This is a genomic window from Peribacillus sp. NPDC055009 (genome assembly GCF_053608705.1).
In genome coordinates this window covers 1-19,693 of record NZ_JBSGVZ010000002.1, presented here as the reverse complement: position 1 = coordinate 19,693, position 19,693 = coordinate 1, and the positions used below count along the sequence as shown (strand labels likewise).

General features: G+C 40.6%; 18 protein-coding genes, 1 tRNA gene and 1 rRNA gene. 10 read left to right on the top strand and 10 right to left on the bottom strand.

Features of this window, described 5'->3' with window-relative positions:
* Position 1 precedes the first annotated feature (1 nt).
* Both glpK and ACWF5P_RS03835 read left to right on the top strand, forming a co-directional pair.
* Positions 2 to 1,492, top strand: a complete 1,491-nt coding sequence (gene glpK, locus ACWF5P_RS03840) for a glycerol kinase GlpK (protein WP_230176250.1) — start codon at positions 2 to 4, stop codon at positions 1,490 to 1,492.
* Positions 1,493 to 1,804: 312 nt separating this feature from the next.
* Entirely contained in the window at positions 1,805 to 3,457 is a 1,653-nt protein-coding gene (locus ACWF5P_RS03835) for an FAD-dependent oxidoreductase (RefSeq protein WP_434167990.1), read from the top strand.
* A gap of 336 nt (positions 3,458 to 3,793) precedes the next feature.
* On the opposite strand, the gene ACWF5P_RS03830 is transcribed toward ACWF5P_RS03835, so the two are convergent.
* The 4 genes from ACWF5P_RS03830 to ACWF5P_RS03815 form a co-directional block, all read right to left on the bottom strand.
* Positions 3,794 to 5,014, bottom strand: coding sequence for a PucR family transcriptional regulator (locus ACWF5P_RS03830; RefSeq protein WP_452444633.1), 1,221 nt, complete (start codon positions 5,012 to 5,014; stop codon positions 3,794 to 3,796).
* Between the two features lie 129 nt (positions 5,015 to 5,143).
* Positions 5,144 to 6,613, bottom strand: a complete 1,470-nt coding sequence (gene putP / locus ACWF5P_RS03825) for a sodium/proline symporter PutP (RefSeq protein WP_452444632.1) — start codon at positions 6,611 to 6,613, stop codon at positions 5,144 to 5,146.
* A gap of 166 nt (positions 6,614 to 6,779) precedes the next feature.
* Positions 6,780 to 8,321, bottom strand: a complete 1,542-nt coding sequence (gene pruA / locus ACWF5P_RS03820) for an L-glutamate gamma-semialdehyde dehydrogenase (protein WP_452444631.1) — start codon at positions 8,319 to 8,321, stop codon at positions 6,780 to 6,782.
* 57 nt (positions 8,322 to 8,378) lie between these two features.
* Positions 8,379 to 9,296, bottom strand: a complete 918-nt coding sequence (locus tag ACWF5P_RS03815; protein ID WP_137019574.1) for a proline dehydrogenase family protein — start codon at positions 9,294 to 9,296, stop codon at positions 8,379 to 8,381.
* A gap of 410 nt (positions 9,297 to 9,706) precedes the next feature.
* Between ACWF5P_RS03815 and ACWF5P_RS03810 the strand changes: the two genes are divergently transcribed.
* Complete coding sequence (locus tag ACWF5P_RS03810; protein WP_230176254.1) at positions 9,707 to 9,871, top strand: hypothetical protein; 165 nt, start codon at positions 9,707 to 9,709, stop codon at positions 9,869 to 9,871.
* Between the two features lie 262 nt (positions 9,872 to 10,133).
* Here the strand turns inward: ACWF5P_RS03810 and ACWF5P_RS03805 are convergent, their stop codons facing one another.
* Together ACWF5P_RS03805 and ACWF5P_RS03800 are read right to left on the bottom strand one after the other, a co-directional pair.
* Positions 10,134 to 10,670, bottom strand: a complete 537-nt coding sequence (locus ACWF5P_RS03805) for a cupin domain-containing protein (protein ID WP_101223542.1) — start codon at positions 10,668 to 10,670, stop codon at positions 10,134 to 10,136.
* Positions 10,671 to 10,695: 25 nt separating this feature from the next.
* A complete protein-coding gene (locus ACWF5P_RS03800; RefSeq protein WP_397315661.1) occupies positions 10,696 to 11,334 on the bottom strand; it encodes a methylthioribulose 1-phosphate dehydratase in 639 nt (212 codons plus the stop codon).
* A gap of 979 nt (positions 11,335 to 12,313) precedes the next feature.
* Here ACWF5P_RS03800 and mtnK point away from each other — a divergent pair.
* Positions 12,314 to 13,546 (top strand): S-methyl-5-thioribose kinase, encoded by a 1,233-nt coding sequence (mtnK, locus tag ACWF5P_RS03795; protein ID WP_452444630.1) that lies wholly within the window; start codon positions 12,314 to 12,316, stop codon positions 13,544 to 13,546.
* Positions 13,547 to 13,734: 188 nt separating this feature from the next.
* On the top strand, positions 13,735 to 13,893 hold the full coding sequence (locus ACWF5P_RS03790) for a hypothetical protein (RefSeq protein WP_434167987.1): 159 nt from the start codon (positions 13,735 to 13,737) through the stop codon (positions 13,891 to 13,893).
* A 40-nt stretch (positions 13,894 to 13,933) separates the two neighbouring features.
* On the opposite strand, the gene ACWF5P_RS03785 is transcribed toward ACWF5P_RS03790, so the two are convergent.
* A complete protein-coding gene (locus ACWF5P_RS03785; protein ID WP_101223539.1) occupies positions 13,934 to 14,164 on the bottom strand; it encodes a helix-turn-helix domain-containing protein in 231 nt (76 codons plus the stop codon).
* A gap of 276 nt (positions 14,165 to 14,440) precedes the next feature.
* On the opposite strand from ACWF5P_RS03785, the gene ACWF5P_RS03780 reads away from it, so the two are divergent.
* The 3 genes from ACWF5P_RS03780 (at position 14,441) to ACWF5P_RS03770 (ending at position 16,742) form a co-directional block, all read left to right on the top strand.
* The gene (locus tag ACWF5P_RS03780) at positions 14,441 to 14,836 is read left to right on the top strand and encodes a VOC family protein (RefSeq protein WP_101223538.1); all 396 of its coding nucleotides are present in this window, start codon (positions 14,441 to 14,443) and stop codon (positions 14,834 to 14,836) included.
* Between the two features lie 24 nt (positions 14,837 to 14,860).
* Positions 14,861 to 15,232, top strand: coding sequence for an MmcQ/YjbR family DNA-binding protein (locus ACWF5P_RS03775; protein WP_434167986.1), 372 nt, complete (start codon positions 14,861 to 14,863; stop codon positions 15,230 to 15,232).
* 307 nt (positions 15,233 to 15,539) lie between these two features.
* Positions 15,540 to 16,742 carry an aminotransferase class I/II-fold pyridoxal phosphate-dependent enzyme gene (locus ACWF5P_RS03770; RefSeq protein WP_434167985.1) on the top strand — a complete coding sequence of 401 codons (1,203 nt, stop codon included), beginning with the start codon at positions 15,540 to 15,542 and terminating at the stop codon, positions 16,740 to 16,742.
* A gap of 286 nt (positions 16,743 to 17,028) precedes the next feature.
* Here ACWF5P_RS03770 and ACWF5P_RS03765 read toward each other — a convergent pair.
* Both ACWF5P_RS03765 and ACWF5P_RS03760 read right to left on the bottom strand, forming a co-directional pair.
* A tRNA-Ala gene (locus ACWF5P_RS03765) sits at positions 17,029 to 17,101 on the bottom strand.
* Positions 17,102 to 17,215: 114 nt separating this feature from the next.
* Positions 17,216 to 17,923, bottom strand: a complete 708-nt coding sequence (locus tag ACWF5P_RS03760; protein ID WP_101223535.1) for an MgtC/SapB family protein — start codon at positions 17,921 to 17,923, stop codon at positions 17,216 to 17,218.
* Between the two features lie 151 nt (positions 17,924 to 18,074).
* On the opposite strand from ACWF5P_RS03760, the gene ACWF5P_RS03755 reads away from it, so the two are divergent.
* On the top strand, positions 18,075 to 18,974 hold the full coding sequence (locus tag ACWF5P_RS03755) for a DMT family transporter (protein ID WP_397315660.1): 900 nt from the start codon (positions 18,075 to 18,077) through the stop codon (positions 18,972 to 18,974).
* Positions 18,975 to 19,006: 32 nt separating this feature from the next.
* Here ACWF5P_RS03755 and ACWF5P_RS03750 read toward each other — a convergent pair whose 3' ends face one another.
* Complete coding sequence (locus tag ACWF5P_RS03750; RefSeq protein WP_101223533.1) at positions 19,007 to 19,192, bottom strand: hypothetical protein; 186 nt, start codon at positions 19,190 to 19,192, stop codon at positions 19,007 to 19,009.
* 434 nt (positions 19,193 to 19,626) lie between these two features.
* On the opposite strand from ACWF5P_RS03750, the gene ACWF5P_RS03745 reads away from it, so the two are divergent.
* Positions 19,627 to 19,693 (top strand): 16S ribosomal RNA (locus ACWF5P_RS03745); the annotation flags it as partial.

Sequence of the window (19,693 nt, the reverse complement as noted above, 5' to 3'; positions counted from 1 at the left end):
AATGGAAAAATACATTTTATCATTAGATCAGGGAACAACTAGTTCGCGGGCGATTTTATTTAACGAAAAGGGGGAAATCGTCCATTCCTCCCAAAAGGAATTCACGCAGCATTTCCCTAAACCAGGCTGGGTCGAGCATAACGCCAATGAGATTTGGGGATCAATCTTGGCGGTGATTGCCGGTGTACTATCTGAATCCGGTGTAAAGCCTGAGCAAATTGCCGGTATCGGGATCACTAATCAGCGTGAAACGGCAGTCGTTTGGGATAAGGAAACAGGTACCCCTGTTTATAATGCGATTGTATGGCAGTCCAGGCAAACAAGTGAAATCTGTGATGATTTGAAGGAAAAGGGACTTAATGATCTATTCCGGGATAAAACGGGATTGTTGATAGATGCCTATTTTTCCGGAACGAAAGTGAAATGGATCCTCGATAATGTAGAAGGGGCACGACAAAAGGCGGATGAAGGAAAGCTGTTATTCGGTACCATCGATACTTGGCTGATCTGGAAGCTATCAGGAGGCAAGGCTCATGTAACGGACTATTCCAATGCATCCCGGACATTGATGTACAATATCCATGAACTGAAATGGGATGAAGAACTGCTCGAGATATTGACTGTTCCAAAGTCGATGCTGCCGGAAGTGAGGCCTTCCTCTGAGGAATATGCACGTACGATCGAATATCATTTCTTCGGCCAATCGATTCCGATTGCAGGGGCAGCCGGTGATCAGCAGGCAGCATTATTCGGCCAAGCCTGCTTTAATGAAGGAATGGCTAAAAATACGTATGGAACAGGCTGTTTCATGCTCATGAATACAGGAGCCAAGGCTGTCAGCTCCGAACACGGACTATTGACGACCCTTGCTTGGGGATTGAATGGGAAGGTCGAATATGCACTGGAAGGCAGTATATTCGTAGCTGGCTCCGCTATCCAATGGCTGCGCGATGGACTGCGGATGCTGCATGATGCCAAGGACAGCGAAGCCTATGCAAAACGGGTGGAAAGTACGGATGGAGTATATGTGGTACCGGCTTTTGTAGGACTTGGAACTCCATATTGGGACAGCGAAGTGCGGGGAGCCGTTTTTGGTTTGACGCGCGGCACATCCAAAGAGCATTTCATTCGTGCCACACTTGAATCACTTGCGTATCAAACGAAGGATGTCCTTGATGCAATGGAGGCGGATTCAGGAATCGAGCTGCAGACATTAAGAGTGGATGGCGGGGCAGTCAAGAATGACTTCTTGATGCAATTCCAAAGCGACTTATTACGTGTGCCCGTCGAGAGGCCTACCATAAACGAAACTACAGCATTAGGTGCTGCATACTTAGCTGGCCTTGCTGTCGGGTATTGGAAGGATCAAGAAGAAATCTCCCGGCAATGGGCGGTAGATAAAACCTTTAAACCATCCATGGAAGAGCAAGATAGTGAAAAATTATATGAAGGCTGGAAAAAAGCTGTACATGCCGCTATGGCGTTTAAATAAAAAACAAGATGTATTCTTTCTCAAATGAGCTGGAGTATGCTATAATGAAATCAAGTTAATAACACGGCCGGAGAACAGGAGAGACCATGAATGCGTTATCGTTAATTCGATAATGTGCATTTATGGTCTCTTTTTTTGTTTTTAATGGCAGATTAGGGATATTAATATCTATATAAACTATGCGAACAAATGAACCAATTGAATATAAGTACCAAAATTTACGAATTCACGAGTAAACCGCACGAATTCACCAGTAAACGCAGAATTCATACAAAAAACAATAGAATGCAATGCTTAAAGGAGGAGCCAGGGATGAGGTTTTCAAATGTATATCGGAAAGAAACGATCGAACTTTTGAAAAAAGAGAAATATGATGTGGTTGTCATTGGTGGGGGAATTACCGGTGCAGGGATTGCCCTGGATGCAGCGACCCGTGGAATGAAAGTGGCTTTGGTTGAAATGCAGGACTTTGCAGCAGGTACTTCAAGCCGCTCGACAAAACTTGTTCATGGCGGATTGCGGTATTTGAAGCAATTTGAAATAAAAATGGTTGCCGAGGTTGGTAAAGAGCGAGAAATCGTTTATGAAAATGGACCGCATGTGACCACACCGGAATGGATGCTGTTACCGATGCACAAAGGTGGCACCTTCGGGAAATTCAGTACCTCCATTGGACTTCGGGTATATGATTTCCTTGCTGGGGTTAAAAAAGCTGAACGCAGGAAAATGCTTTCTGCGGATGAAACACTAAAAAGGGAGCCACTCGTCAAGAAAGCGGGACTGAAGGGCGGAGGCTACTATGTTGAATATCGGACAGATGATGCACGTCTTACGATTGAAGTCATGAAGGCGGCTGTCGATAAAGGAGCAACACCGATAAATTATACAAAAGTAGAAAAATTGTTATATGAAAATGGTAAGGTGAACGGCGTCCAAGTTGCCGATTTACTTTCAGGTGATGCTTATGAAATATACGCAGACAAAGTCATTAATGCAGCGGGACCGTGGGTGGATTCCATTCGTGAGAAGGACCAATCGAAACAAGGGAAAACGCTGAAGTTATCCAAGGGTGTTCATGTGGTCATCGACCAATCGAAGTTCCCGTTGAAGCAGGCGCTTTATTTTGATACGCCTGATGGCCGGATGATTTTTGCCATCCCGAGAGCCGGTAAAGCTTATGTAGGAACTACGGACACTTTTTATGATGGTGATCCTGCTGTGCCGACTGTTACTTCCGAAGACCGTGCCTATCTATTAAAGTCCATACATTATATGTTTCCGGAAGTGAACATTACGGATGATGATATCGAATCTAGCTGGGCTGGGGTAAGGCCGTTGATTCTTGAAGAAGGAAAAGATCCTTCTGAGATATCAAGGAAAGATGAAATATGGGAGTCCGATTCTGGCCTTATCACGATTGCGGGAGGGAAATTGACCGGTTATCGTAAAATGGCAAAAACGACGGTCGACCTTTTGGCAGGGAAGCTTGCCGAGCAATCCAATAAAACTTACCCAGCCAGCAGCACTAAAGGCATGCCGATTTCCGGAGGGGATGTCGGGGGATCAAGCAACTTCTCCGATTATATCAAGCAACATATTCAAATGGGAGTAGACTCAGGACTCGCTGTAAAGGATTCCGAAGCGATATTGGCCATGTACGGGTCCAACGCACCTGTGTTATTCGATATCGCAACAAGCGAAGGAGACGGAGTAGCCATCAGCGGCCTTCCAAAGAAATTATTCGTACAGCTGAAATACGCACTAGATCATGAAATGGCCGCAACTCCAGTGGATTTCTTTTTCCGCAGGACGGGGACACTGTTATTCGATATCGATTTAGTCCAAACGCATAAACATGCAGTGATCGATTATATGGCTGGTTATTTTGGATGGACGGAATCAACAAAAATGGAAAGAACCAATCAATTGGAACAGGAAATATTGGGTGCGATTAAAGTATCTTGACCAATATGCAAAAAAACATGACGCCGGCGGAATCGCTGGCGTTTTTTTCATTAGCCCTTTTCTTCTTTCTCTCATCATCTTGGCGGCACACCGAATAGTGGAAGAACCATTGAAACTCTGGGTCTTAGCAAACTATCAAAAGAGGAAATCATGGATTTCGTTCGTACTGGGCCGCCTAAAGTTTCCGTATAAGGTGAGTCCAGAAAAATCGTACTAACCCTTTAGAAAGACGATAGGTGAAACATGTATAAGGAGAGAAGAATACGGCAGACCTAGCCGCGTTTCTTCTCTCCTTAGCTTATTTAATCTCCCGGACCCAAAAATTGGCGATGCTCTTTAAAATCTCTGCTTTATAAGCTGTAAATCGATGTATAGCTGCATTCTCGAATGAAAGTCATCAAAATCGATGGAGGTGAGATCGGTTATTTGATTCAATCTATATTTCAATGTGTTGGTATGAATATATAGCTGTTCAGCTGTCGGTTTGATCCGGCAATTGTTCAACAGATATATTTCCAGTGTTTGAAGGAGTTTGGTCTGGCTTTCCTGGTCCTTCTTTTGAAGAAGCTCTAAATCCGTATTGATATAATTCGTTTTAGTATGATGGTTGGAGATCATTTCGAGGTAACGGAAAATCCCAAGCTTGCTATATTGGAAGGGAAGCTGTTCAGGTTCACCGATGAACTTGGCTGCGTTGATAACTTCCAGGGCTTCGAGATAGGATTTTCTTAATTGAAGAATCGAAGAATACTCATTTCCGATTCCCGGGAAGACCTTTTTGTCATTAAATTGGGAAAGAACGGTGTTGGTTAAATCATTGGCGCTATCGGTAAGCAGGTCTTTCCCTTTTCCGTTGCTGCCAATCAAAACGATGATCTTCAATTGGTTTGTGAATACATGGGTAAAATGATTTAATGCATTGGCGAATAGACTTACAGTATCAGCTAATTCATCGAAATGTTCCGCATCGGATTGAGCGATTGTAAAGACATTGACAAGGAAAGTTTCCGGAATGAGAAGACTCATATTGGCGGCTTCCCATTTTATTTGATTTTCCGTTTGATAGACTTCGTCTATGACCTTTTGATAAAATTCATTTTTTTCTTCATCTTTTTTCATGTTTATCTGTTTTTTCTGATAAAGGAGCTTGCCGATATGATGGGAAACTTCATGTAAAAATTCTAAATCGGATTCAGTCATCATTTCCGTTTCTTGGACCCAAATGAATCCGAAGACCTGTCCTTTGTGAACGGCGCTTACAACGACTCTTTGATTTAAACCGATTTCCTCCATTTGTTTCACCCTAAATGGATGCTCCACGGTTTTAAGCTGTTCGACAATGCCCTCATCCATGAATTTTTCCAGAATTGGAATCGGCCAATGCTTTGTGAAGATGGTTTGCCGATTGGCTTGGTCGAAGTGTTCGATATAATATGAACTATATGCCAGCAATAAAAATTGGTCATTTTCGATGACGACTGGTTTTTTTAAATAAGTGCTGACCATATCCGTTATATCGTTGATGTTTGTGATAGTCAGAATTTTTTCTAATGACATATATGGCCCCCTGTTATTTTTTGAAGTATATGACAACTTAGTTTAATAATACTTTTAAACGGATGATGTGTATAGGGGGAAGAAAAAAGAAGGAACGGTATATGAAAAATACCGTTCCTTTTAGGGGTTTTATTTTTGTTTTAAAGTTTTTTCAAATTCTTCGAATTTCTCTTCTACTTCTTTTGATGGTTTCGCTGTTAGAAGACTGACCACGATGATGGCAATCAAGCTTGCTCCAAAACCAGGAATCATTTCATACATAATATCGGATAATCCTGCCATCGACCAGAAAATTACAGTAGCGGCACCAACGATCATCCCGGCTAAAGCGCCCCATCTTGTCATTCGCTTCCAGCAGAGGCTCAGTATGACCAATGGACCGAATGAAGATCCGAATCCAGCCCATGCATACCCGACAAGTCCAAGGATCGTGTCATTCTGTTCCCAAGAGAGAATGAGCGCTATGACGGATATGGTCAGTACGGAAAGCCTGCCCAGGAAAACAAGCTCTTTATCTGAAGCGGAACGACGGAAGAAAGTTTTGTACATATCCTCCGTTAAAGAGCTGGCCGTAACCAAAAGCTGCGAAGAAATCGTGCTCATGATAGCTGCCAGTATCGCTGAAATCAAGAAACCAGTGATAAGAGGGTGGAATAGTATTTCCCCTAACTCTATGAAAATCGTTTCAGGATCAGCTAACTTCAGGTTGTTCTGATGGAAATACGTGATACCGATGAATCCAGTCAGCATGGCACCGATACTGGAGAAAATCATCCAGCCCATTCCGATAGTACGGGCTTTCTTGATTTCTTTAATAGAACTGATCGCCATAAAGCGGACAATGATATGCGGCTGTCCGAAGTAACCCAGTCCCCAAGCAAATAATGAGATGATGCCTAAAAAGCTTGTCCCCGTGAAAATATTCAATAGAGCTGGATCAATGGAACGTGGCGTATCTATGGAAGGACCGAAACCGCCAACATGGAAAAGGGTGACGATCGGTACAAGAACCAAGGCGACAACCATGATGATCCCTTGAACAAAGTCTGTCCAGCTTACTGCCAGGAATCCACCGAATAAAGTATAGGCAACGGTGACGCCTGTTAAGATCCATAGACCTGTATGGTAATCAAGGCCGAATGTACTTTGGAATAAGACTCCGCCGGATACCATTCCGGAAGAAACGTAAAAGGTAAAGAATACGAGGATAACTAAAGCCGAAATGAGCCTTAAGATCTGTGAGCCCTCGCCAAAACGATTTTCCAGGAAAGCGGGGATCGTAATCGAGTTATTGGCGACTTCCGTATAGGTTCTCAATCTAGGTGCAACATACAGCCAGTTCATATAGGCTCCTAATGTGAGACCGATTACAATCCAGATTGAACTTAGTCCTGTTGCGAACATGGCACCAGGCATACCCATTAAAAGCCAACCGCTCATATCAGCGGCACCGGCGCTTAATGCAGTGACGGCAGGTCCAAGACCCCGGTCGCCCAGCATATAATCATTTAAATTGGAAGTCCTTTTGTAAGCGAAGTAACCGATGAGAAGCATGCCAGCCATGTAAATGCTGATCGAAATTATTAATGCGTAATCCATAAAAGACTCCCTTCGTGATGAAATATATAATTTTTTGTTTTAAAAGAGGAAGCAACCTATTTGTCACTTCCTCCATTTAACTTCATTTTGGTTTCCGTATCAAGAATGAAAGATACGAAAACCATAGGGGTTTCAAATCATCTTCAAATAGCTCAATGGAACATTATCAGAATGTTTCGGATGTTGTTTTTGCTTGCATATGAAGCTGCAAGTAGTCCGGTCCGCCAGCCTTGGAATCAGTTCCTGACATGTTGAACCCGCCGAATGGCTGATAACCTACGATTGCACCAGTACAGCCGCGGTTGAAATACAAGTTCCCGACATGGAACTCTTCGCGTGCTTTTTCCATGTTAAGGCGATTTGTCGTAATGACAGCCCCAGTCAAACCATATTCAGTGTTATTGGCAATCTCAAGAGCTTCGTTAAAGTCCTTCGCTTTTGTGAAGGCAACGACTGGTCCGAAGATTTCTTCTTGCATCAAGCGGGCTTGCGGATCGACATCAGCAACGATTGTCGGTTGAACGAAGTAGCCTGTAGAGCTATCTCCTTCTCCTCCAGTCAGAATGCGTCCTTCTTGGTTCCCGATTTCAATATAGCTCATGATTTTGTCAAAAGCAGCTTGATCGATAACTGGACCCATGAAATGGTTTTCTACAGGATTACCAACTGTAAGTTGTTTTGTTAATTCAACAGCGCGATCTAATACTTGATTGTATACATCTTCTACGATGACAGCACGTGAACAAGCAGAACATTTTTGTCCAGAGAAGCCAAATGCAGATTTCACGATCGATTGAGCGGCCAATTCAAGATCTGCCTCTTTGTCGACAACGATAGTATCTTTTCCGCCCATTTCAGCAATGACACGCTTCAGCCAAATTTGGCCTTCGTTCACTTCTGAAGCACGTTTGTAAATACGCAGACCTACATCACGTGAACCTGTAAAGGAAATGAAACGTGTTTTTGGATGATCAACCAGGTAGTCGCCCACTTCGGCTCCGCTTCCTGGAACGAAATTCAACACACCTGCCGGAAGGCCTGCTTCAAGCATCACTTCAACGAATTTAGCTGCAACGATAGGAGTAGTCGAAGCTGGTTTCAACAGGATTGTGTTACCAGTGACGATAGCGGCAACAGCTGTACCTGCCATGATAGCGAATGGGAAGTTCCAAGGAGAAATGATGATGCCTACCCCTAATGGAATATAATCATAGCGGTTAAATTCTCCCGGACGGCTTTGAACAGGCACACCATCTTTAAGAGTCAGCATTTGACGGGCATAGAATTCTAGGAAATCGATTGCTTCCGCTGTATCCGCATCAGCCTCATTCCAAGGTTTTCCCGCTTCTTTTGTCAATAACGCAGAGAATTCATGCTTGCGTCTGCGAATGATGGCAGCCGCTTTGAACAAAACGTCAGCGCGGATTTCAGGTTTCACTTTTTTCCAGCTTTCAAAAGCGGTAACAGCTTCCTGCATGGCTTTTTCAGCAAGATCCCTATTCGCTTTCGATACTCGGCCGATGACCTCTTGCTTATCTGCAGGGTTATATGAAACGATTTTCTCATCAGTCGTCACTTTCTCTGCCCCGATATAAAGAGGGTAGTCTTGCCCTAAGTAGCCCTCAACGGTTTGAAGTGCTTCCTGATAAGCTTTTTTGTTTTCCTCGTTTGTAAAATCGACAAATGGTTCGTGTTTATATGAAATCATTGATAATCACACCTTTTAATAGATTTTTTGTAGCAATTAATAATGTTGAATGTATATTTAGCTTCTGACCATCCCTTTGAAGGCAAAGGCAATATTGGATGGCCTTTCTGCAAGCCTTCTCATGAAGTATCCATACCAATCCAGACCATATGGTACATAGACGCGCATTTTGTAACCTTGCTTGACCAATTCATATTGAGTTTTGTTTCTCATGCCATAAAGCATTTGGAATTCGAATTGTGTATTTGGAATGTTGTGCCTCTTAGCCAACTCTTTTGTATACTCGATGATTTTGTCATCATGTGAGGCGATGGCCGTATAATTACCGTTAAGAAGACTTTGCTTGATCAACTTTTTATAGTTTTCATCTACATCATCCTTTTCGGGAAAAGCAACCTCGGGAGATTCCTTGTAGGCACCCTTTACGAGACGCAGGAATGGCTTATATTGGGCAAGGTCCTCCAAATCTTTCTCTGTGCGGAATAAATATGCTTGCAGAACAGTACTTATGCAGCTGTATTTTTCCTTGAACTGCCTGAATATATCGATTGTCGCCTGACAGCGAACTTCATCTTCCATATCGATCGTGACCATGACTTTATGTTTTTCGGCTGTATCAAGAATTTTCGTCATATTCTCAATCACGAGTTTATGATCGATATCAAGTCCCAAGGAAGTCATCTTCAGAGAAACCTGTGAATCAAGTTTTTCCCTGCTGATCATTTCGATGGTTTCGATGCATTCTGCCGTACGTTCCAGGGTCACTTCCTTGGAATCAACGAATTCCCCAAGATGGTCGACTGTAACCGACAAGCCGCTATTATTAAGTTGTTTAATGAATTTAATGGAACTTTGGAAATCAGTTCCTCCAATGATCTTTCCAGCAGCAAAATTTCCTCCGCTTTTTTTAGCAATATTATTAAGCAGATTATTTTTAGATAAAAATAAGAAAAAGTCCCTTGTAATGGCTTCCATATAAAGCGCACCCCCTAAGAAGATGTATTTCAATAAATTAAGCTTACGGTTTTTCGACAATATTCTCAATGTTCTTAAAAAACAATAATTCTGTCATTTGTTTGTCGGTTTTGGACAAATGAAAAGGTTTACAATTTTTCTTGAATGTTCGAATGATACGAAGGTTTATTTTTAAACCTTTATAGAAACGCTAGAAATAAAGCCTTTATCAGGAAGCGATGATGTGAAAGACATCAATGAATGCGTGTAAAAGTGGCAGCTCGACCATAATCATCCAATGCGTTATAATGAACCTTATTTAACAGAATCGGTCAATGCTCGAAGAAAAAACGATAAATGAAGCTTTCAGAAGTAAAATGGATGTAAAACCGTAAAATTAAGTCGCTTCGGCAAGCCGGGGAGGATAAGGAATGGATGCTGTACTTGAAGAACTTAGAGAAACATCAGGATTGATAATAGGATTAATAATAGCCCTGATAATTATGGGGCTGATCGGTTATGCCCTTACGAATGTACATGAATCCATTGTGTCACCTGTGGTTCAGTTCATAAAGAAAATGGTTAGTCGAAAATAGCACAAGCGCAATACATATTTGTCGCTTTTAAACAATCCCTGCAGGGTTTGTCTAAAAGCGACAAAAGAGCCGCAAGCTAAAAGCATATTATCCGAGAATGATGAAAATCCCCCGCTTCTAATGGAAGTGGGGGATTTTCATGTGTTCAAGAACAAGAAAAAAACCTTGCAGTATAGGGTTTACACGTATAGAGCATAGGGGGGGCAAACAATTGGACTTCAGGCTGCCAGAGATGGGTTAGATTAAATCGATGGATCAGTTTCTATTCCGACTTGAAATCCGGATCATCATAATGGTGGGCAACCCAGCCGGAAGCATCAATAAACAATCGAACGGCCACTACTTGACGGTTTTCCAATAAAGTAAAGAAGTGGGGGATGTTAACGGGAACAGAAATCACATCTCCAGCAGATAATTCTACGTCGAAATAACCAGAATCACCCTTGATAGTAAAGATGCCATTTCCTGCAGTGATGGCACGAACTTCATCTTCGGTATGAACATGTACTTGTTCAAATTTCTTTAGAAGCTCGTCTAAATTAGGAGTGGCATCGGATAATGCAACAATATCCCATTCTTTATAGCCACGTCGATTTGCAAGGGATTTAATTTCCGCATCAAAGACGTTAAGAATTTCTTCTTTTTTCTCGTCGGAAAGTATAAATTCATCACAAAGATGCTTGGGTAATTTTTTCATATCCCAATGTTCGTAAAGGACTCCTTGTTCATCCAAAAATCTTTTAACCTCTTGTTCTTCTGTTAATCTTTTATTGGTAGTACGCATGCGAATTGTTGCCATCGTAAAATTCTCCTTTTTGAAAATTTTAAAAAGTTTGGTTGAATTTTTTCAGAAAAAACATTTTAATTTGATATTCAAATAGAAATTCAAATGCCTCTAAATGACGCTTAGCAGTAAATTCACTATCTCCCCATACATAGATTCCATGGTTGCGGATTAATACACCTGGTACCCCGGGTTGGATAACTCCGCCGATTTCTTCTGCTAATTTAGGAATGGAAGCATAGTTTTCTACAATTGGAACTGTTATGGAAGCATCTTCTTTCCAAATATCAAATGCTTTAATGATTTCATGTTTTGTGAAGGTAACTTTTCCTTGATCGCCATAAAGATCTGAAATGAGATTATTGTAAATAGTGTGGACATGGAAAACAGCTTCACAATTAGGGATTAATTGATAAATAGCAGTATGAATCAAGGTCTCGGCAGAAGGTTTTAAGTTGGTAGGAAACACAAGATTCCCATGCGAATCAATTAAAATAAAATCTTCTGGAGTATCAATCGATTTGTCTTTCCCGCTAGATGTTATTGCTATAATAGGTTGATCAAGCTCTAACGAAGAGTTTTTTACACGAATGGACAGGTTCCCGCTGGTTGCCGGAAACCACCCTCTTTCCGATAGGCTTCCTTTAATTGTTTGTAATGTTTTAAAGGCCTTTTCGATTGATTCGAGGGTGATTTTTTCAAAATCCTTTTTAGCTATGGGTCTTCACCACACTTATTGGTAATTTGGTTTAAATTTTAATCACATCAAAAAATGATTCAAATTCTTTACAAGGAAGAGACTGCTCTTTGCATTTTTGTAAAAGAAAATCTCGTGCAATAACAAGTTCCAGCCAATTTGGCAATCGCCAAATCTGTGATACTATCTCCAATTACAACTTTCATATAATCGGTAGTTGAAAGCGAACGAAATATAGTAGGTTTACAAATTCCACAGTCTTTGTTGCAGTTTGAATCACAAGAAAAGGGCCATATGATTTTGATTTGTTTGTCATTAAAATCACTGGCATTGCAATAGATATCATATTTGGGGATAGGGTAACGATAAAATAGGGAGAACGAAATATCAATTCCGCTTGTTGCCTCCTGAATTCGTTCCTCTTCGGCAAGAAACACTATTCGACCATATGCCTCTCCATGCTTACAAAATCCAATTCCCGGACCCAGGGCAACTTTTACATTTTTTCAATATCGTATCAGCAAATTTCTTATTGGCAGCCAGGCGAAGTAGGATCCTTTAGGAGCTGGAGCATGCCGATTGAATTTTTTAGCTCTTCAAAAAGGCATTATCGTAATTCGTAAGTATCCACAAGCTCTTGAACGCCTTCTTGTGAGAAGGTCAGGGATGCCTTGTCCAAAATTAATAACAACATACCCCGCATTAATAAGCCCTTACACTTTTCCGAATAATAGAGAAAAATTGATTTGGCAGGCGATTCTTTAGGTTGGTTGCTTTGATTATAAAATTGTTATTTTGAATATTAATCACCCCTCTCTTAAAAACAACATATGATGACATAACCCTTTTAGTGAGTAAATACAAAAAAAACAATTGTTTAACTTACTTATACTAGTGTTGTTGCACACACCTAGTTGAATTTACTCAGGAAAAGAGCTCTTAGAAAGGGGAGAGGGGATTAATGACAAATTTAAATTATCATATACTTAGTGAGCTAGAAACAATGCAATATATTAAAAAGATTCCGGGTTTATTTTCGGAGAATGCTCAACTAATTTGCAAGGAAATGGGGGATGGGAATCTAAATTTAGTATTTCGTATAGCGGAACAAGATTCGTCGGAAAAAAGTGTAATTATAAAACAAGCACTTCCTTATGCGCGCGTAGTTGGGGAGTCTTGGCCATTAACATTAGTCAGGTCACGTATTGAGAGTGAAGCATTGATGATGCAAAATGGAATTTGTCCTGGTTCAGTTCCAAAAGTTTATCATTATGATAAAGTATTGGCGTTAACTGTCATGGAGGATTTATCTACACATATCATAATGCGTAAAGGCCTAATTGCCCGTAATCGTTATCCTTATTTTGCAAAACACATTGGTGCTTTTCTAGCTAGAACTCTGTTTTTAACTTCCGATTTAGCGTTAGATCCTGAATGTAAAAAGCAAAAAGTAATTCAGTTTATAAATCCTGAAATGTGCAAAATTACAGAAGATCTTGTGTTTACTGATCCATATTACGATGCAAAAACGAATCAATTCAACCCGCTAATTAAGGCAGTCGTAGAAGAAATTTGGAGTCATGACCGGCTTAAACTTGAAATCATGAAGTTAAAGGAAGGATTTCTCACTCGTACTCAAGCACTTATCCATGGAGATTTTCATACAGGCAGCATTATGATCACGGAAAAGGACACGAAAGTGATTGATCCAGAGTTCGCCTTTTATGGACCGATGGGTTTTGATGTTGGAGCTGTGATTGCTAATCTATTACTCAACTATTGCTCTCATGAAGGACATACTCTCATTCAAAAGGAACGGATTGAATACCAAGAGTATTTATTAAATACAGTAGAGGAAATTTGGACAACCTTTGAAGAAGAATTTAGAACTTTGTGGAAGGAAAAAGCAAGCGGTTCTTACGTGTCCATACAGGGATATGAAGATGATTATTTGCTGCGTTTGCTTCAGGATTCTTTTGGATACGCGGGGTGTGAAATGATGCGTCGAGTGGTTGGTTTAGCTCATGTTCCTGATTTGGAAAGTATAAATGATCCCAAATTAAGAGCAAAAGGAGAAAGATTAGCCCTCGCCATTGGGCAACAGCTGGTATTGGAACGGGAAACAGCCGGGAAAATTTGCGACCTAACATCCTTAATCAAAAAAGTTAGAAATCGGGAGGTGGATCAGGATTAATAAGTTTATTCAATCCATTCAATGAAAAATGATCAATGTTTTATCCTGATAAAGCAGGTCAATATATGTGTAAACAAAAATTAAAATGAAGGTTGTTTTTTACAATTAGGATGGCGATTTACTGGTAGATACAGTAGATCATTTTTTTTAATAAGCTTACTCGCATGGAAATTCAAGTGTTTAAATCTTTGATTATGTTTTCCGATGAGAGGCCAATAACAACAGACGAAGTAATGCCTATCACGTTCATCGAACGAGAGGGTACACAGCCCCGGATTAAATTAACGAAGACTGGCGATGTTGGCTGGGTACCTTCCAAAGCAGTACGCAAGATAAGCGGGGAATAAGACAAAGCCCTGACCCTTGATGTTTGGGCTTTATATTCGTTCATAAATCAAAATAATCATCTGCCTTTGCGTCAGCCTCTATACTTCGAACCGCCTTCATGATTTTCTTTAAAACTCCGGCTGACGGCACATACTTAGGGTCACTGCAAACTCTGCTTATCGTATTGCGTGAGATACCGGACGCACTTACAAACTCCTCTTGTGTATATCCGTGCTTATCTATTAATTTACCGACCTTGCTCCGCGGCTTACTCTTCCCGAATCTAAACATTTTGATAACCTCCTAGAATTATTTACTAGCAGTCTCGTCCAACTTTCACAAAAATATACGCATAGTTTCGCAAATATTTGGTATACAAACGGTTGGTCGGAGCAAACGAGATTTAAAAAGTGGTTCCTGTTGTCTTTCTAAAAAGTTATATAGGATGTATGATGTTCTTTGAATTTATTTCCATTTAAAATATAATGATAAATGGGTTATTGTAAGCGAACACTGACTGAATAATTTAAGGATACGGTTAATTCTTGTGTGAATTAGGAGGAAATCATGGGAAGAATAGTTCATTTCGAAATTCATGTGAATGACATGGAACGGGCAAAGAAGTTTTATGGAGAGGTATTCGGATGGTCATTTCAAGACTGGAGTGAATATGCAGGAGTGCCTTACTTTGGAGCAGTAACTGGCAATGAGAATGAACATGGGATCGATGGTGCTTTGATGCAGCGTCATAGTGCTCCGCCGGAAACACACCAAACGTTAAATGCATTTGCCTGTACCATGGGAGTGGAAAATTACGATTTAACGGAAGCTAAAATTATTGAGAATGGCGGCAAGGTCGCATTGCCCAAATTTGCCCTGCCCGGAATGGCATGGCAAGGATACTATATTGATACCGAAGGCAATACTTTTGGAATTCACCAACCCGATGTGAATGCAAAATAGAGTTGATAATAGGTGAATTAAAACATGAAATCACAAGAAACGGCAGCCATGCTTGAAAATGTACGCAATATCTGTCTTGCGCTGCCCGAAGCTGTTGAACATATTGACGGATTCGGTCACAACACTTTTAAAATCAATGGGAAATCCTTCGTGATTTCAGGTGAAAGCGAGAAAGGATTCAGCTTGTCGTTCAAGTCAGATAGAGAAACTCAAGAATTATTGCTACAGAAAGAGAATTTTTTCAAAACTCCATATATAGGACATCACGGTTGGGTCTCTATTCAAAGTCCGGATGGGGAAGACTGGGATGAATTGACCTATCTAATTCAAGAAGCCTATTTACGTGCGGCACCGAAGCGATTGGTTAAGAAATGCCATGAGTTGCATAAAAAGTGAAGAAAGGCGGACGATCTGCCTTTCTTTATTTTTTCGTTCTTTAACCAGCTTTACAGATACTGATGACAAAAATCACGACCTCATCCATACACACATAATTTATGATTGCATTGGAGTGACCAAGAAAGTTTTTGTAAAAGGGACTCCAGAATTTGCAAAGAGTGATTATTTTATCTCATTAGAGAAATTTTAAAATTAATTTAGAGTGTTTCTACAATAGATTTATGCTTATATAAAATAAGGGAGCTATCTTCAAAAATCACGAGTATCAATTAAGATTTCATTGACGGAAAGGTGTATGGTTGAAGTGAATGTTGAATCATTTTTTTCTGAAAACATTAAAGCGGCACTTAAGAATGATCCGCCCGGTGCATGGATGCCAAATCTGCCGGATGGCTGTATTCGCTTGAGTTCAGGCTATCCTGATCCTGCACTCGTTCCTGCTGGGGAGCTCAAGGCAGCTGTAGCAAAACTTCTTGATGAGGAGCAGGATTTGCCGCTCCATTATCTTGGAAGTCCACGAATTGCAAAACTGAAGCAGCAAATCCAGAAAAGATTGGCAGAGCGTGGAATTTTGATTTTAGAAGAACAGCTTTTGATTACATCAGGAGCTTGCCAGGGGATTGATCTCATTGCCCGCATTCTCCTTGATGATAAAGCGGTTGTAGCGGTAGAGTCTCCCACTTATATGGAGGCTTTAGAAATTTTTCAAAACTATACGAAGCATATTATCAGTATACCTATAGATGAACAGGGGATCCAAACATACCGATTAAAAGAAATACTGGATCAAAGGAAGCGTACAGGTCTAACCCTCCCGCGTTTTCTTTATACTATCCCAAGCTTTCAAAATCCAACTGGCACGACTATGACAATTGAGCGCCGAAAGCATTTATTGGAGCTTTCCATCGAGTTTGATTTTCTCATTCTAGAGGATGATGCGTACGGAGAATTATCCTTCGATAAAAATCCGGTGCCAATAAAATCCATTGATGAACGCGGGCGGGTCCTCCACGTTGGGTCCTTATCCAAGGTTGTTGCGCCAGGAATGCGGATTGGATGGATAGCGGGAGAAAGTGAATTCATTAAGGTTTTAGAGTGGTTTAAAAAAGATTTAGACCATCCATTTGCTCAAAGTACAATGGCTGTATACTTAGAAAACGCCGATTTTGATAAACGGCTCGACCTACTAAAAGATGTGTATCGTTCTAAATGTAATGCGTTAATCCGTTCGATGGAACAATTTCTTCCAGAATCCGTTTCATGGTATGTACCAGATGGTGGTTACTTTGTATGGGTGAGAATTCCAGGTGTGGATACGTCGCATTTGTTATCACAGGCTCTTGCTGAGGGTATTTCATATGTTCCAGGGAAATACTTTTTCTTGGATCAAAACGATGGAACCGAGTTTCTCCGGCTTTCGTTCAGTTATCCCAATGAGAAAGAAATAATCGAGGGAGTTCGAAGACTAGGACAGCTTATCGCATCTTTTTTGAATAGATTGTCCTGAAGGAATGTTAGTTGATTAATCTATAAGTTATTTCGATGCTTTTTTGAAAATGGATTTGAATGAGCCTACTTCCTTAAAGGAGGTAGGCACTTTGTTAATGAGAGGATTCTTTAACTCCTTCGCGATGATTTTATCTTAAATTGTTTAAGCACCGTAGATAAAGCCCACTGCTGAAGCACACAACCTAAAATGTGTATATGTAGATTGTGATTATTCATATGGTCACAATGAAGTATTTTTTTTAAGCCAAAGAAAAAAACCCTTGCTACGCAAGGGTTTTCGGATATGGAGCATAGCGGGATCGAACCGCTGACCTCTACGCTGCCAGCGTAGCGCTCTCCCAGCTGAGCTAATGCCCCGAGTTGAGGTACAATAACTATTTTATCGGATTTTAGCGAAAAGTCAATATAAAATATGAGATTTTTGCAAAAATGATAAAAAAACCGTTTGAGGGTAATCAAACGGTTTTTTAATTATGCATTTTCGATTTCTACTCTTTCAATCTCCTTAAGGTTGGAAACAGTGTAATACACTTCCGATGTTCTGACTTTATGATCGACCAGCACTTTAAGTGTCAAAAGGTGATTGTCATTTGCGACATCTTTGATTCTAAGGTTTTTGATGAATATTTTTTCGTCTTTGATTTTTTTCAATACGACGGCAATGTCATCTTTATTTTGTACGACCAGCTGCAGAAAGATTTCTTTTTGCCGTAACTTCATCGGTCCTAGCCAGGTGACGATTGCGGGCACCAATTCGACACTTATGATCAATAGGATGACGCCTGCAATGGCCTCGAGGAAAAATCCAGCTCCAACGGCGATTCCGATTCCTGCAGCTCCCCAGATGATGGCGGCTGTCGTTAAACCGGATATGCTGTTGTTGTCCCGCCGGAGAATGACGCCAGCACCGATAAAGCCTACGCCAGAAACGATTTGGGCAGCTAGACGCAAGGGATCCATTGTGATATTTACGTCATCGCTCCCTGGGAACTTATAAGCGGATTCCATGGAAACGATCGTTAATAAACAGCTCACGATTGAAATGACCAGGCTTGTTTTTAATCCTACGGGTTTTCGCTTCATTTCTCGCTCGAGTCCGATAATTAGTCCAAGTAGAGCTGAAATTCCCAATTTGATAAGGATTTGCAGTTCCGATTGAGGGTCGAATGTCCATTCCATTTTTTTCACCACTTCCGAATTATTATCGAAGAATAAGATCGTCTGTTGCCATATACCCGTTTTTCAAAAAAAACTACCCTAATGATTTTAACATAGTAAAATAGAGTTCAATGAAATGTAATTCCATTTGAAAGGAGGAATTTGAGTGCAAATGCCAAAAGTGAATCCTTATGTAGCGTTGGCAATCGGTGTGGCATCCGTATCGTTTTCGGCCATCCTTGTTAAATTGGCCACCGCTCCATCGGGTGTTATCGCTTTTTACCGTTTATTATTTACCGTCTTACTTATGTTGCCGTTTTTCTTGATGAAATACCGTCATGAACTTAAATTCATTGAAAAAAAGGATTGGCTATATTCGATTGCGGCAGGAGTGTTTTTGGCTTTTCATTTTATTTTATGGTTTGAATCGCTTAATTACACGTCGGTCGCGAGTTCAACTGTGCTTGTCACCCTCCAGCCTTTATTCGCTTTTGCCGGAGCTTACCTGTTTTTTAAAGAAAGATTTTCAATGAAGGCGATATTGAGCGGCATCATTGCAATAGCAGGTAGCCTCGTCATTAGCTGGGGCGATTTGAGAATTAGTGGTATGGCGCTTTGGGGAGATATTCTTTCGCTTATCGCATGTGCGCTGGTAACCGGTTATTTACTGTTTGGTCAAAATGTTCGAAAACGTATCTCTTCTATAACATATACATTTGTCGTGTATGCAATCAGTGCTGTTGCATTGTTTTTCTATGTGATCTTCAAGGGAGAGGCATTGGCGCCTTACCCTGCTTCCGATTGGGTTTATTTCGTTTTGCTTGCGATTTTCCCGACTTTATTAGGTCATTCTTTATTCAATTGGTCACTAAAGTGGTTAAGCACTTCGACGCTTTCGATGGGAATCTTACTTGAACCGGTGGGGGCTACAATTCTGGCTTACTTCATATTAGATGAACCGATACTCTGGACTCAGGTCCTGGGAGGCACCATCATATTGGGTGGTTTGATGATGTTCTTAAAAGATGAAAAGAAAAGCAAGGTACATGAAGAAGCGCAAGTTTCCGTATAAAAGCAGTAAGTCTCCCGACTTACTGCTTTTATTTAATAGGGGTGAAACAAATAGGTGATCCGTGTGAAAACCAAAGCGAAAGTAAAACTGAATAAAAACGTCGTACCATTCACCTTGCCTTTTTCTCTGCTGAACTTGATGGCTTCATAATAAGCGGTACTGAATAAGTAAAGGGTCATACTGTAGGAAATGAGTAATCCGATTAATGGCAGATTCATTGCTTCACCTCATGGAAAAAGATATCTATATATGACTATTTGTGTTTCTTTGGAAATATGCTTCGTTTATTCATAAACCATTGAGCTTGGTCCAGAAAGCAGGGATAAGGGTGTGTTGGTGTAAAGGATATATAGAAGAAAATAGGTAAAACGTTTTTTTTTGAAAAAGTTTTAAAAAACGTATTGCAAACATTTTTTGTACATGGTATATTATTTCTTGTCGCTAAGACAGCAACTTAAACAGCTAACAAGCTGTGAAAAACATTTTAAAAAAAGTTGTTGACGAAACGTGACGGAATGTGTTACATTATAGAGGTCGCTTCTAAGAGAAACGACAACAAATTGCTCTTTGAAAACTGAACAAAACAAAGCGCCAACGTTAAATTTTAAGTGAGCACACACTATCAAAAAAGCAAATGAGCAAGTCAAACATTTCTTCGGAGAGTTTGATCCTGGCTCAGGACGAACGCTGGCGGCGTGCCTAATACATGCAAGTCGAGC